The following is a 14,281-nucleotide window of genomic DNA, read 5'->3' on the forward strand; positions in this document are numbered from 1 at the left end:
ATGCAGCTCACCCTCTGGACCTACGAAGGCCCGCCGCACGTCGGCGCGATGCGGGTCGCCACCGCGATGCGCGAACTGCACTACGTGCTGCACGCACCGCAGGGCGACACCTACGCCGACCTGCTGTTCACGATGATCGAGCGGCTGCCGCGCCGGCCGCCGGTGACCTACACCACCTTCCAGGCGCGTGACCTCGGCGGCGACACCGCCGAGCTGTTCAAGACCGCGGCGCGCGAGGCCGTCGAGCGCTTCGCGCCGCAGGCACTGCTGGTGGGCGCCTCGTGCACCGCCGAGCTGATCCAGGACGACCCGGGTGGCCTGGCCGCCGCGCTGAACCTGAGCATCCCGGTGATCCCGCTCGAGCTGCCGGCCTACCAGCGCAAGGAGAACTGGGGCGCGGCCGAGACCTTCTACCGGCTGGTGCGGGCGCTGGCCGCGCCGCCGGCGCCGAAGACCGAAGGACGGGCGCCACGCTGCAACATCCTCGGCCCCACCGCGCTCGGCTTCCGCCACCGCGACGACCTGCAGGAGATCCGCGGCCTGCTCGGCCGGCTTGGCATCGCGGTGAACGTGGTCGCGCCCTGGGGCGCGAGCCCGGCCGACCTGGCGCGCCTGCCCGAGGCCGACTTCAACGTCGTGCTCTACCCCGAGATCGCCGCCACCGCGGCGCAGTTCCTGCAGCGCCAGCACGGCCAGCCCTTCACCCGCACGGTGCCGATCGGCGTGCAGGCCACGCGCGCCTTCATCGCCGAGGTGGCCGGGCTCGCGCAGGTCGACGCGACGGCGCTGCTGGCCGAGGAAGAAGCCCGCGCCACCTGGTACAGCCGCTCGGTCGACTCCACCTACCTCACCAACAAGCGCGTGTTCGTGTTCGGCGACGCGACGCATGCCGTCGCCGCGGCGCGCGTGGCCTCGTCCGAGCTCGGGCTGCAGGTCGTGGGCCTGGGCACCTACAGCCGCGAGTTCGCACGCGAGCTGCGCGAGGCGGCCAAGGGTTACGGTGTCGAGCCGCTGATTAGCGACGACTACCTCGAGGTCGAGGCTGCCATCGCCGCCGCGCAGCCCGAGCTGGTGCTGGGCACGCAGATGGAGCGCCACGTCGCCAAGCGGCTCGGGCTGCCCTGCGCGGTGATCTCCGCCCCGGTGCACGTGCAGGACTTCCCGGCGCGCCACTCGCCGCAGATGGGCTTCGAGGGTGCGAACGTGCTGTTCGACACCTGGGTCGCCCCGCTGATGATGGGCCTGGAGGAACACCTGCTGCGCATGTTCCGAGACGACTTCGAGTTCCACGAAGGCGCCGCGCCCTCGCACCTCGGCCGCGCCGCGCTGCCGGTCGAGCAGAGCGCCTCGGCCGACCCCGTGCCGGCCGTGCCGTCGACGACCCGGTGGACCACCGACGCCGAGCACGAGCTGCGCAAGATCCCGTTCTTCGTGCGCGGCAAGGCCCGCCGCAACACCGAGCGCTACGCGAGCGATCGCGGGCTGGCCACGATCACGCTGGAGACCTTGTATGAAGCCAAGGCCCACTTCAGCCGCTGAACCCAGGGGCACGCCGATGCGCGTCGTGCTCGTCACGATGGACAGCCACCTGCTGACGGCCGCTGCCGCCGCGCGCCGGCGCCTGGCCAGGGTGCTGCCCGGCCTGCAGCTCGCGGTGCACGCCGCGGCCGAATGGGGCGAGGACCCGCGGCGCCTGCAGCATTGCCTCGACGACATCGCTGCCGGCGACATCGTCATCGTGACCATGCTCTTCATGGAGGAGCATTTCGTGCCCGTGCTGGCGGCGCTGAAGGCGCGCCGCGAGCAGTGCGACGCGATGGTCTGCGCGATGTGCGCCGGCGAGGTGGCGCGGCTCACGCGGCTGGGCAAGTTCGACATGTCCGCCCCGGCCAGCCCGATGCTCGCGCTGCTCAAGCGCCTGCGCGGCAAGAGCAGCGAGGGCCAGGACAAGGCGGCCAGTGCCGGCGCGCGCCAGATGGCGATGCTGCGCCGCCTGCCGCAGCTGCTGCGCTTCATCCCCGGCACCGCGCAGGACGTGCGGGTCTACTTCCTGGTGCTGCAGTACTGGCTGGCCGGCTCCGAGGAGAACCTGGCGCACCTGGTGCACACGCTGGTGGACCGCTACGCCGAGGGCCCGCGGCGCGGGCTGCGCGGACTGTCCAAGCCGGGCGCGCCGATCGAGTACCCCGAGGTGGGGCTGTACCACCCGCGCATGGATCCGCGCCTGACCGAGGATCCGGCCGCCCTGCCGCGCGTGGCCGTCAGCGGCCAGCGCGGCAGCGTCGGCCTGCTGCTGATGCGCTCGTACCTGCTGGCGGGCAACAGCGCCCACTACGACGGCGTGATCACCGCGCTCGAGGCCCGCGGCCTGCGTGTACTGCCCGCCTTCGCGAGCGGCCTGGACGCGCGCCCGGCGATCGAGCGCTACTTCCGGCGCGACGGCCGCAGCGTGGTCGACGCGGTGGTCTCGCTGACCGGCTTCTCGCTGGTCGGCGGCCCGGCCTACAACGATGCCGGCGCGGCCGAGCAGGTGCTGGCCGAACTGGACGTGCCCTGCCTCTCGGTCACCCCGGTCGAGTTCCAGACCCTGCAGCAATGGGGCGGCTCGGAGCGCGGGTTGATGCCGGTCGAATCGACCATGATGGTCGCGATCCCCGAGCTCGACGGCTCCACCGGCACGATGGTGTTCGGCGGCCGCACCGACACCGGCCATGCCGAGTGCCAGGGCTGCGCGCGGCACTGCCGCTTCGAGCACGACGACGACGGCCACGACATGCAGGTGTGCAGCGAGCGCGCCGATGCGCTCGCGGCCCGCGTGGCGCGGCTGGTCGACCTGCGTCGCGGCGAGCGCGCGACGCGCAAGGTCGCCGCGGTGCTGTTCAACTTCCCGCCCAATGCCGGCAACACCGGCACGGCCGCGCACCTCGGCGTGTTCGAGTCGCTCTTCAACACGCTGCAGGCGCTGCAGCGCGAGGGCTACACCGTCGAGCTGCCGGCCTCGGTGGACGACCTGCGCGAGCGCCTGATCAGCGGCAACGCGCAGCGCTTCGGCGCGCCGGCCAACGTGCACGCGCGCATCCCGGTGGACGAGCACGTGCGCCGCGAGCGCTGGCTGAAGGCGATCGAGGCGCAATGGGGCCCGGCGCCGGGCAAGCAGCTGGCCGACGGCCGCTCCATCTGGGTGCTGGGCGAGCGCTTCGGCAACGTGTTCGTCGGCATCCAGCCGGGCATGGGCTACGAGGGCGACCCGATGCGGCTGCTGTTCGAGCGCGGCTTCGCGCCCACACATGCCTTCAGCGCCTTCTACCGCTGGCTGCGCGAGGATTTCGGCGCCGACGCGGTGCTGCACTTCGGCACCCACGGCGCGCTCGAGTTCATGCCCGGCAAGCAGACGGGGCTCTCCGGCGACTGCTGGCCCGACCGCCTGATCGGCGACCTGCCCAACTTCTACCTGTACGCCTCGAACAACCCGAGCGAGGGCACGATCGCCAAACGCCGCGCCGGCGCCACGCTGATCAGCTACCTGACGCCGCCGGTCACGCAGGCCGGGCTGTACCGCGGCCTCGCGGACCTGAAGGCGAGCCTGGAGCGCTGGCGCGCGCTGCCGCCGGAGGCCCGGCACGAACGCGACGCCCTCGCGGTGCTGGTGCAGTCGCAGGCCACCGCACTCGAGCTGTGCGCCGCCGAGCCGGCCTGGGCCGACGCCACCGCGCAGATCGAGCAGTTGCAGAACGCCGTGCTCGAGCTCGAGGTCACGCTGATCCCGCACGGCCTACACGTCGTCGGCCGCACGCCGGACGCGGCGCAGCGCGTCGACCTGCTGCTCGCCGTCGCCGAGGCGAGCCACGGCGAGCACCCCGCGCGCGCGACGATCGAATCGCTGGTCGCCGGCCGCGCGCCGGCCACGCCGCTCGAGCAGCAGCTCGCCGAGACCGATCACCTTCTGAAGCAGGACCACGAACTCGCCGGCATCCTGCGCGCGCTCGACGGCCGCTTCGTGCGCCCGGCCCCGGGCGGCGACCTGCTGCGCAACCCGCAGGTGCTGCCCACCGGGCGCAACCTGCACGGCTTCGACCCCTTCCGCCTGCCGAGCGCCTACGCGGTGCAGGACGGCGCGCGCCAGGCCGAGCGCCTGCTCGAGCGCCATGTGGCCGACGGCCATGCGCTGCCGGAGTCCGTCGCGCTGGTGCTGTGGGGCACCGACAACCTGAAGACCGAAGGTGCGCCGATCGCCCAGGCACTCGCACTGATGGGCGCGAAGCCGCGCTTCGACGCCTACGGCCGCCTCGCCGGCGCCGAGCTGATCCCGCTGGCCGAACTGGCGCGCCCGCGCATCGACGTGATGGTCACCCTCTCGGGCATCTTCCGCGACCTGCTGCCGCTGCAGATCAAGCTGCTGGCCGAAGCCGCCTACCTCGCCGCCGCGGCCGACGAACCCGAGGCGCAGAACTTCGTGCGCAAGCACGCCCTCGCCCACCAGCGCGAGCAGGGCTGCGACCTCGAGACCGCCGCGCTGCGGGTGTTCGGCAACGCCGAGGGGGCGTACGGCGCGAACGTCAACCACCTGATCGACAGCAGCCGCTGGGATGACGGCGACGAGCTGGCCGAGACCTTCACGCGCCGCAAGGGCTTCGCCTACGGCCGCAGCGGCCGGCCGGTACAGCGCGCCGCGCTGCTCAAGAGCGTGCTGGCGAGCGTCGAGCTGGCCTACCAGAACCTCGATTCGGTCGAGCTCGGCGTGACGACCATCGACACCTACTTCGACACGCTGGGCGGCATCCACCGCGCGGTGCAGAGAGCGAAGGGCGGCGGCAGCGACACCCCGGTCTACATCGGCGACCAGACCCGCGATGCCGGCAGCGGCACCGTGCGCACGCTGGCCGAGCAGGTGGCGCTCGAAACCCGCACCCGCGTGCTGAACCCGAAGTGGTACGAAGGCCTGCTCGCCCACGGCTACGAAGGCGTGCGGCAGATCGAGCTGCACGTCACCAACACCATGGGCTGGTCGGCCACCACCGGCCAGGTCGCACCCTGGGTCTACCGCGAGCTGACCGAGACCTTCATGCTCGACCCGGCGATGCGCGAGCGCCTCGCCGCGCTGAACCCCACCGCCTCGGCCAAGGTGGCCAACCGCCTGCTCGAGGCCTGCGACCGCCAGTACTGGCAACCCGACGCCCAGATGCTGGACGCGCTGCGGCGCGCCGGCGAGGAGCTGGAAGACCGGCTCGAGGGCGTCTTCACACCGACCACCCAGAGGGCCGCCGCATGACCGAAACCGCCACCATTCCCGTCGGAGCGATCCGCCGCGGCCCGCGCCCGGACGGCGAAGGCAGCGTGCAGGTCCAGCTCGACCCGGCCCTGAAGATCGGCACCGCCAAGGTGTTCGCCATCTACGGCAAGGGCGGCATCGGCAAGAGCACCACCTCGTCGAACCTGAGCGTCGCCTTCAGCAAGCTCGGCAAGCGCGTGCTGCAGATCGGCTGCGACCCCAAGCACGACTCGACCTTCACGCTCACCAAGAAGCTGATGCCCACGGTGATCGACGTGCTCGAGAGCGTCGACTTCCACGCCGAGGAACTGCGCGCCGAGGACTTCGTCTTCCCCGGCTACAACGGCGTGATGTGCGTCGAGGCCGGCGGCCCGCCGGCCGGCACCGGCTGCGGCGGCTACGTGGTGGGCCAGACCGTCAAGCTGCTCAAGGAGCACCACCTGCTCGACGACACCGACGTGGTGATCTTCGACGTGCTGGGCGACGTGGTCTGCGGCGGCTTCGCCGCGCCGCTGCAGCACGCCGACCGCGCGCTGATCGTCACCGCGAACGACTTCGACTCGATCTTCGCGATGAACCGCATCGTGCAGGCGATCGGCGCGAAGGCGAAGAACTACCAGGTGCGCCTGGGCGGCGTGATCGCCAACCGCAGCGCGGCCACCGACCAGATCGACAAGTTCAACGAGCGCATCGGCCTGAAGACGATGGCGCACTTCCCTGACCTGGACGTGATCCGACGCAGCCGGCTGAAGAAGGCCACGCTGTTCGAGATGGACCCGTCGCCGGAACTGGAGGCGGTGCAGAAGGAATACCTGCGTCTCGCCGCCGCGCTGTGGGCCGGCAGCGATCCGCTTTCCGCGGTGCCGATGAAGGACCGCGACATCTTCGACCTGCTGGGATTCGACTGATGGAACACCAGAGCTACACCCACCGGAGAGGCGAGATCGAGCACTACTTCGACCGCACCGCGGTGCAGGCCTGGGCGCGGCTCACGTCCGATGCGCCGGTCGGCCGCATCCGCGCCACGGTACGCGCCGGCCGCGAGCGCATGCGCGCCACCCTGCTCGACTGGCTGCCCGAAGACCTGCACGGCGCGCGCATCCTCGACGCCGGCTGCGGCACCGGTGCCTTCGCCGTCGCGGCGGCGCGGCGCGGCGCGAGCGTGCTGGCGATCGACCTGTCGGCCACGCTCGTCGAGCTGGCCTGGCAGCGCCTGGCGCAGCACCTTGACGTGTTCGGCAACGGCGGCCACATCGAGTTCCGCGCCGGCGACATGCTGTCGGCCGAGCTCGGCACGTTCGACCACGTGGTCGCGATGGACTCGCTGATCCATTACGAGACCGCCGATGCCGTGCGCGCGCTCTCCGCCTGGGCGCCGCGGGTCCGGGGTTCGATGCTGTTCACCTTCGCGCCGCGCACACCGGCGCTGGCCGCGATGCACGCGGTCGGCCGCTGGTTCCCGCGCGGCGACCGCGCGCCGGCGATCGAGCCGGTGGCCGAGGGTGCATTGCGCCGCGAACTGGCGCAGTCGCTGCCGCAGTGGCACGCCGCGCGCAGCGCCCGCGTGGCCAGCGGCTTCTACACCTCGCAGGCCATGGAGCTGCGAACGACATGAGCGTGAACCAGCGCCTCGCCCGCGCGTGGCTGCACGTCGGCCCGCAGTTCCTGCCGTTCGCCGACGTGGCGAGCGCGGAGCTGCCGCTGGCGCGGCTGCTGCGGCTGGCGCTGTTCCAGGTGTCGGTGGGCATGGCGCTGGCGCTGCTGGTGGGCACGCTGAACCGGGTGATGATCGTCGAACTCGGCGTGCCGGCCTGGCTGGTGGCGGCGATGGTCGCGCTGCCGGTGCTGTTCGCGCCGCTGCGCTCGCTGATCGGCTTCCGCTCCGACACGCACCGCAGCCACCTCGGCTGGAAGCGCGTGCCCTACCTGTGGTTCGGCACGCTGCTGCAGTTCGGTGGCCTCGCGATCATGCCGTTCGCGCTGCTGGTGCTCAGCGGCGGTGGCCACGGTCCGGCCTGGATCGGCCTGGTCGGCGCGGCGTTGGCCTTCCTGCTCACCGGCGCCGGACTGCACACCACGCAGACCGCCGGGCTGGCGCTGGCCACCGACCTCGCCGCGCCGGCGCAGCGCCCGCGCGTGGTGGCGCTGATGTTCGTGATGCTGCTGGTGGGCATGGCCGCCTCGAGCCTCGCCTTCGGCCTGCTGCTCACGCCCTTCACGCCGCTGCGCCTGGTGCAGGTGGTGCAGGGCGCGGCGGTGGCGACGATGGTGCTGAACCTGGTGGCGCTGTGGAAGCAGGAGGCACGCAACCCGCAGGCCACGCGCCACGACCGCCCGGCCGAGGACTTCCGCGCCGCTTGGCGCAGCTTCGTACGCATCGGGCGGACCCGGCGCTTCCTGGTCGCCGTCGGCCTGGGCAGCGCGGCCTTCAGCATGCAGGACATCGTGCTCGAGCCCTATGGCGGCGAGGTGCTGCAGCTGCCGGTGGGCGCCACCTCGCTGCTGACCGGGCTGCTCGCGCTCGGTTCGCTGGCCGCGTTTGCGCTGGCCGCGCGGCGCCTGTCGCGCGGTGCCGACCCGCATCGCCTGGCGGCGCTCGGCGTGCTGGTGGGCATCCTGTCCTTTGCCGCGGTGATCTTCGCCGCGCCGCTCGGCTCGGCCCTGCTGTTCCGCGCCGGCGCCACCGGCATCGGCTTCGGCGGCGGGCTGTTCTCGGTCGCCTTGCTGTCCGCCGCGATGGCGCTGGACGAAGGCGGCCACGTCGGCCTGGCCATCGGCGCCTGGGGCGCGGTGCAGGCCAGCTGCATCGGCATCGCCACCGCCGCCGGCGGCGCGCTGCGCGACGGCGTGGGCCACCTCGCCACGAGCGGCGCGCTCGGCGAGGCGCTGAGCCAGCCCGCGGTGGGCTACAGCGTCGTGTACCACCTCGAGATCCTGTTGCTGTTCGCCACGCTGGTCGTGCTCGGCCCGCTGTGCACGGCGCGCGCCGTGCCGCGGGACACGTCCGCGCCGGCACGGCCTTTCGGCCTGGCCGAGTTTCCTGGCTGAGTTCTTCCGGTCGACAAGGAGTCGCATATGACCACCGGTGCCATCACTGCCTACATCGACGTCGCGCAGCTCACGCTGTACGGTTTCTGGATCTTCTTCGCGGGGCTGGTCTGGTACCTGCACCGCGAGAACAAGCGCGAGGGCTACCCGCTCGAGTCGGATCGCTCCGGCCGCATCACCGTGCAGGGCTTCCCGGCCGTGCCGCCGCCCAAGACCTTCCTGCTGCCCGGCGGCAAGACGGTCACGGTGCCCAAGGACGGCATCGGCCGCGAGCCGATCGCCGCGCGCACCGCGGGCAACTTCCCCGGCGCACCGCTGGTGCCCACCGGCAACCCGTTCCTCGACAACGTCGGCCCCGGCTCGTACACGCGCCGCGCCGACGTGCCGGACGTCACCTACGGCGGCGATCCGAAGATCGTGCCGCTGCGCGATGCGCCGGACTACGGCGTCGCCGCGCAGGACCCGGATCCGCGCGGCAAGCCGGTCTGGGGCGCCGACGGCGTGCGCGGCGGCACGGTGCGTGACCTGTGGGTCGACCGCTCCGAGGCGGTGTTCCGCTACCTCGAGGTCAGCACCACGAGCGGCCGCAACGTGCTGCTGCCGATCAACTTCTCGCGCATCACCGAGCGCGGCGTGATGGTCGCCTCGATCCTCGGCAGCCAGTTCGATGGCGCGCCGGCCCCGCGCCAGCCGAACACCGTGACGCTGTACGAGGAAGAGAAGATCGGCGCGTACTACGGCGCCGGCACGCTGTACGCGACGGCCGAGCGGGCGGAGCCGCTGCTGTGAACGTCAGCGAGCACGACCACGAGGCGGTGCGCGGCCTGCCGGAGCCGCTGCCCGCGGGCGAGCGCCTGCTCTGGCAGGGTGCGCCGGCCTGGCGCGTGCTCGCGGTCGAGGCGCTGCACCTGCGCAAGTTCGCGCTGTACTTCGTGGTGCTGCTGGCCTGGCGCGGTGCGGATGCGCTGCAGGCCGGCGCGAGCCTCCCCGGTGCGCTGTGGACGGCGGCCGGTGTGCTGCCGCTGGCGCTCGCGGCGCTGGCGCTGCTGGCGGGCTTCGCCTGGCTGGTGGCGCGCACCACGGTCTACACCGTCACCGACCGGCGCGTCGTGATGCGCATCGGCGTGGTGCTCAGTGTCAGCTTCAACCTGCCTTACTCGACCATCGCGTCGGCCGCACTGCGCCTGCGGCGCGACGGCCACGGCGACATCGCACTGGCGCTGTCGGGCCGCGACCGCATCGCCTGGCTGCACCTGTGGCCGCATGCCCGCGCCTGGCAGCTGCGCCGGCCGCAGCCGCTGCTGCGTGCGCTGCCGCAGGCGCGCATGGTGGCGCAGACCATCGCCGACGCGCTGGCCGCCTCGGCCGCGCAGGCGAGCAGCACGGTGAGCGCCGCACCGGCCGCCGCGGCGCCCGGCGACCACCCCTTGCCCACGGCCCGGCCGCTGGCGGCCTGAACACCATGCACGACCACGCGCACGAGACCCTGCCGCGCGGCCTGCTGCTGGCGCTGGCCGGCTTCGCGCTGGCCACGCTGCTGCTGGCCGGCACCGCGCGCCTGACCGGCTGGGGCACCGCCCACCAGGACGACGCGCCCACGGTTTCCACACGCGAGCTGCGCTTCGAGGACCGCACCGACGGCGGCATCGCGATCGTCGACGCCCGCGACGGCCGCACCATCGCCGGGGCCGAACCCGGCACCAACGGCTTCCTGCGCAGCGCGGTGCGCGGCCTGGTGCGCGAGCGCAAGCGCCAGGGCGTGGGCGCCGACGCGCCGTTCCGGCTCAGCGCGCGCGCCGACGGGCGCCTGACGCTCGAGGACCCGGCCACCGGCCGGCGCATCGACCTCGAGTCCTTCGGTGCCACCAACGCAGCCGTGTTCGCGCGCCTGCTGCCCACCCCCTGACGACGGAGACACGCATGCTCGAACAGACCACCCCGGACGTGGCGACCAAGGCGCTTTCCCAGCAGGCCACCGACCGCGCGCGCGCCGACTCGCTGCTCGCACCGCGCTTCTACACCACCGACTTCGCCGCGCTCGACCGGCTCGACGTCTCGCCGATCCGCGAGCAGTGGGACGCGATGATGGCCGAGTACGAAGGCGACAACAACCACGACCACTTCCAGCGCGACGAGGCCTTCGCCGCCGAGCTGAAGCAGTTGCCGCCGGAGCTGCACCAGGAGTTCATCGACTTCCTGATCAGCTCGATCACCTCGGAGTTCTCCGGCTGCGTGCTCTACAACGAGATCCAGAAACACGTCGAGAACCCGGACATCAAGGCGCTGATGCGCTACATGGCGCGCGACGAGTCGCGCCACGCCGGCTTCATCAACCAGTCGCTGAAGGACTTCGGGCTCGGCGTGGACCTCGGCGGCCTCAAGCGCACCAAGCGCTACACCTACTTCAAGCCCAAGTACATCTACTACGCGACCTATCTGTCCGAGAAGATCGGCTACGCGCGCTACATCACGATCTACCGCCAGCTCGAGCGGCACCCGGACAAGCGCTTCCACCCGATCTTTCGCTGGTTCGAGCGCTGGTGCAACGACGAATTCCGGCACGGCGAATCGTTCGCGCTGCTGATGCGCGCGCACCCGCAGCTGCTCGAAGGCGGCAACAAGCTCTGGATCCGCTTCTTCCTGCTGGCCGTCTACGCCACGATGTACGTGCGCGACCACATGCGCCCGCAGCTGCACGCGGCGATGGGGCTGGAGTCGAGCGAGTACGACTACACCGTGTTCCGCATCACCAACGAGATCAGCAAGCAGGTGTTCCCGTTCACGCTGGACATCGACGCCCCGGCCTTCCGCGCCGGCATGGAGCGGCTCCACGCGATCGCGCGCAAGTCGGCCGCGGCCAAGGCGCGCGGCGGGCTGCTCGGCACGCTGGCGCGCGGCTGGTGGGCCGCCGCCGGGCTGGCCACCTTCACGCGCTTGTATGTCCTGCCGGTGATCCCGAACGTGCTGCCCCGGCACGCACGCATGGCCCCGGCCTGGTGAGCGGCATGCTCGTCGAGTACCTGCTGCCGGCGCTCTACACGGTGTTCGTGTGGTGGGCCGGCACGGGCGTGATCCTGTTCCTCGACGGGCTGCCGCGCTGGACACATCCGTGGACCATGCTGTGGGCGACGGTCCTGCTGGCCATCGCGCTGGTGGGCATCACCGTCACCGCGGACGACACGCGCAGCACCGGCGCCTACCTCGCCTTCACCGGCACGATCCTGATCTGGGCCTGGAAGGAGCTCGCCTTCCTGATGGGCTACGTCACCGGCCCGCGCCGCACGGCCTGCCCGCCGGGTGCACGCGGCTGGGCGCGTGCGGGCCATGCGCTGGCGGCGATCCTCTGGCACGAGCTGGCGCTGCTCGCGCTGTTCGCCGCCGTGCTCGCGCTCACCTGGGGCGGACGCAACCCGGTGGCCGCCTGCACCTTCGCCACCCTGTGGGTCATGCGGCTGTCGGCCAAGCTGAACGTCTTCCTCGGCGTGCGCAACCTGAACGAGGAGTTCCTGCCCGAGCCGGTGCGCCACCTGGGCAGCTACTTCCGCCAGCGCAACATGAACCGCTTCTTCCCGGTCTCGCTGCTGGCCGCGGCCGCGCTCGCGCTGGCGCTGTGGGAGCACGCGCTGGCCCCGAGCACCAGCCACTTCGGCGCGATCTCCACCACCATGGTGGCCATGCTGAGCACGCTGGCCGTCGTCGAGCACGTGCTGATGATGCTGCCGCTGCCCTCGCAGTGGCTGTGGCGCTGGGGCCTGCGCAGCCGCGCCGCTGCAGAATAGGCCACAGGCCGGCCGGACCGGCCGGGGGTGGAGGGCGCGATGGACATCTCCTGCCTGGTCGGCGTGTGCAGTGCATTCGCGCAGGCCGCGGGCGAGACCGCCGACACGGCGGCTGGCGTGGCGGAAGCGGCATCGGCGGCGTCGGCGGCCGCCTCCGGCGTGACCGCGGGTGCGGCGGGCACGCTCGGCGATGCGCTCAAGGCCATCGGCCTGCTGTGCGTGATCGCGGCCCAGCTGCGCGCCGGGCGCGTCGTGCGGCGCTACCAGAAGAGCCTGCTCGGCCTGATGGGCGCGGCCTCGCTGGCCGTGTTCGGCCCGGCCAGCGCCCAGCGCTGGGACGCCGCATCGCTGCTCGCGGGCCTGGAGTCGCGCCGGCGTGCCGTGCTCGTGGTGCTGGTCGGCGTGGTGATCGTCTACTCGCTGGCGGCAGCGCTGGTGCTGATCGGCTTCGGCAGCGGCTCGCGTTCGACCGCGTTCACCGGGCTCTCGCTGGCGGTGTCCTTCCTGATGTTCGCCTCCTTCAGCGGGCCGGTGGTGCTGCTCGGCGTGTCGGCGGCGAACTTCGGCCGGCTGTTTTGGACCTGGTTCGCGCCGGCGACCTTCGCCGCGGTCGCGATGCAGACGATGGTGGCCAACGTCGAGGCCGACGAGCAGCTGGTGCACGTGACACGCGCGCTGCTGATCGTGCTCGCGCTCACGCTCGCCGGCGTGGCGCTGCGCCACGGCGTGCCGCTGCAGCGTCGCCTCGCGTTCCAGGCCTGGCGCCTGCAGCACCGGGTCCTGTCCATCGTGCTGTTCACGCTCGCCGGCCTGGCCGGGCTGGTGCTGTTCGCCGGGCTGGCGCCGGACAAGGAGTTCACCCACGTGTTCCTCGGCTGCGTCGTCGGCGCCCTGGCGATCGGCCTGTGCTACGTCACGCTGGTCGACCGCGTGCGGCGCATCGTCGCGCCGATGCTCGCGGCCGGCTACTTCGCCGCGCTGGCCGCCGCGCTCGGGCTGCTGGAGATCTCCGCCGACCCCGTGGAAAAGCTGGCCGGCACGCCCGAGCTGGTGGCCAGCCTCGCCTTGCTGGCCGGGGCCGTCGGCCTGGGCTGGCTGGCACGTCAGTTCGTGCTGAGCTGGATCGGCCTGGCCTATGCGCAGAAGGTCTTCAGCGACGCGCAGTTCCAGGTCTTCTGCTGGATGTTCAGCGTTGCCGGCGCGGTGGTGAGCGTCACCACGCTGGTGGACGACTCGCGCCACCTCAACGACCCGCTGAACCTGATGCTGCTGGGGGCCACGCTGCTCGCCCTGGTGGTCTACTGGGCCGTGACGCGGTTCGGCCTGAAGCCGCTCGACAGCAACAAGCGCCTGCTCGTGCTGCGCGTGTTCTCGCGCGAGCGCCGCGGCGAGCGCCTGCTCGACGAGCTGGAGTACCGCTGGCGCTTCATCGGGCCGATCGTGCTGATCGGCGGCGCCGACGTGGCCGAGCGCACCATCGACCCCGCCAAGGCCGCCAACTACCTGCGCGGGCGCATGAAGTACGTGTTCGTGCCGAACGTGCACGAGCTGAACAAGCGTGTCGTCGCGATGGACGAGGCGCCGGACCCCGACGGGCGCTACCGCGTCAACGAGTTCCTCTGCTTCGACGACCTGTGGAAGGAGGCGGTGCGCCGCCTGCTCGACGCCAGCCACGCGGTGGTGGTGGACCTGAGCGAGTTCAGCGCCGAGCGCCAGGGCACCGCCTACGAGCTGGGCCTGCTGCGCGAGCTCGGGGCGCTCGCGCGCACCGTGTTCATCGTCAGCCAGGGCACCGACCTGGCCGCGGTGCGCTCCGCGCTCGGCCTCGCCGCGCAGGCCGCGCTGCCGGTCACGACGATCCAGGTCGAATCGACGCCGGACGGCCGGCAACTCGTCGAGGCGCTGGTGCGCTGCATTCCGCCCGAGGGCGACGACGCCGCGGCCGCGCGGGTCAAGGAAGTGGCGGCGGCCACGGCGGGTTGAGCGGCACCTCGCCGTACCCGTCGTCCTGGCCGCGGCGCGCGGCCCACGCCTTCGCCTTGGCGATGCCCACGCGGATCGCCATGCCCTCGTCGTGGCCCTCGGCCAGCAAGGCGTTGGCGATGGCGATCGCCTTGGCGCGCACCGGCTCGTCCAGGTGGTTCATGGCCGGCGGGAAGTGGTACTCGGTCCAGGGCATGGCGGC

The 14,281-nt window shown here is 72.3% G+C and carries 12 protein-coding genes; 11 read left to right on the forward strand and 1 reads right to left on the reverse strand.

The features are described 5' to 3' along the window. From bchB to D9C15_RS05100, 11 genes are read left to right on the forward strand one after another with little or no spacing between them, the layout of a single operon-like run. Nucleotides 1-1,539 (forward strand): ferredoxin:protochlorophyllide reductase (ATP-dependent) subunit B, encoded by a 1,539-nt coding sequence (gene bchB, locus D9C15_RS05050; RefSeq protein WP_127996350.1) that lies wholly within the window; start codon nt 1-3, stop codon nt 1,537-1,539. Further along, complete coding sequence (locus tag D9C15_RS05055; protein WP_127996351.1) at nt 1,511-5,269, forward strand: magnesium chelatase subunit H; 3,759 nt, start codon at nt 1,511-1,513, stop codon at nt 5,267-5,269. Before bchB ends, D9C15_RS05055 begins: the two co-directional genes overlap by 29 nt. After that, nucleotides 5,266-6,177 (forward strand): ferredoxin:protochlorophyllide reductase (ATP-dependent) iron-sulfur ATP-binding protein, encoded by a 912-nt coding sequence (bchL, locus tag D9C15_RS05060; RefSeq protein WP_127996352.1) that lies wholly within the window; start codon nt 5,266-5,268, stop codon nt 6,175-6,177. The genes D9C15_RS05055 and bchL overlap by 4 nt, the downstream gene beginning before the upstream one ends. Beyond that, nucleotides 6,177-6,884, forward strand: coding sequence for a magnesium protoporphyrin IX methyltransferase (gene bchM / locus D9C15_RS05065; RefSeq protein WP_127996353.1), 708 nt, complete (start codon nt 6,177-6,179; stop codon nt 6,882-6,884). The genes bchL and bchM overlap by 1 nt, the downstream gene beginning before the upstream one ends. Next, a complete protein-coding gene (locus D9C15_RS05070; RefSeq protein WP_127996354.1) occupies nt 6,881-8,317 on the forward strand; it encodes a BCD family MFS transporter in 1,437 nt (478 codons plus the stop codon). The genes bchM and D9C15_RS05070 overlap by 4 nt, the downstream gene beginning before the upstream one ends. A gap of 27 nt (nt 8,318-8,344) precedes the next feature. Beyond that, a complete protein-coding gene (puhA, locus tag D9C15_RS05075) occupies nt 8,345-9,106 on the forward strand; it encodes a photosynthetic reaction center subunit H (protein WP_127996355.1) in 762 nt (253 codons plus the stop codon). Beyond that, nucleotides 9,103-9,774 (forward strand): photosynthetic complex putative assembly protein PuhB, encoded by a 672-nt coding sequence (puhB, locus tag D9C15_RS05080; RefSeq protein ID WP_127996356.1) that lies wholly within the window; start codon nt 9,103-9,105, stop codon nt 9,772-9,774. Before puhA ends, puhB begins: the two co-directional genes overlap by 4 nt. Nucleotides 9,775-9,779: 5 nt before the next feature. Next, nucleotides 9,780-10,223 carry a photosynthetic complex assembly protein PuhC gene (gene puhC, locus D9C15_RS05085; RefSeq protein WP_127996357.1) on the forward strand — a complete coding sequence of 148 codons (444 nt, stop codon included), beginning with the start codon at nt 9,780-9,782 and terminating at the stop codon, nt 10,221-10,223. Between the two features lie 14 nt (nt 10,224-10,237). Then, nucleotides 10,238-11,317 (forward strand): magnesium-protoporphyrin IX monomethyl ester (oxidative) cyclase, encoded by a 1,080-nt coding sequence (acsF, locus tag D9C15_RS05090; protein WP_127996358.1) that lies wholly within the window; start codon nt 10,238-10,240, stop codon nt 11,315-11,317. Nucleotides 11,318-11,322: 5 nt separating this feature from the next. Beyond that, entirely contained in the window at nt 11,323-12,096 is a 774-nt protein-coding gene (gene puhE, locus D9C15_RS05095) for a putative photosynthetic complex assembly protein PuhE (RefSeq protein WP_240668297.1), read from the forward strand. 39 nt (nt 12,097-12,135) lie between these two features. After that, entirely contained in the window at nt 12,136-14,079 is a 1,944-nt protein-coding gene (locus D9C15_RS05100) for a TIR domain-containing protein (protein ID WP_127996360.1), read from the forward strand. On the opposite strand, the gene D9C15_RS05105 is transcribed toward D9C15_RS05100, so the two are convergent. Further along, nucleotides 14,048-14,275 (reverse strand): DUF2188 domain-containing protein, encoded by a 228-nt coding sequence (locus D9C15_RS05105; RefSeq protein ID WP_127996361.1) that lies wholly within the window; start codon nt 14,273-14,275, stop codon nt 14,048-14,050. The two genes, D9C15_RS05100 and D9C15_RS05105, sit on opposite strands and share 32 nt — an antisense overlap. Nucleotides 14,276-14,281: the final 6 nt, after the last annotated feature.

Source organism: Piscinibacter defluvii, assembly GCF_004011805.1.
In the GTDB taxonomy this organism is placed as follows: domain Bacteria; phylum Pseudomonadota; class Gammaproteobacteria; order Burkholderiales; family Burkholderiaceae_C; genus Piscinibacter; species Piscinibacter defluvii.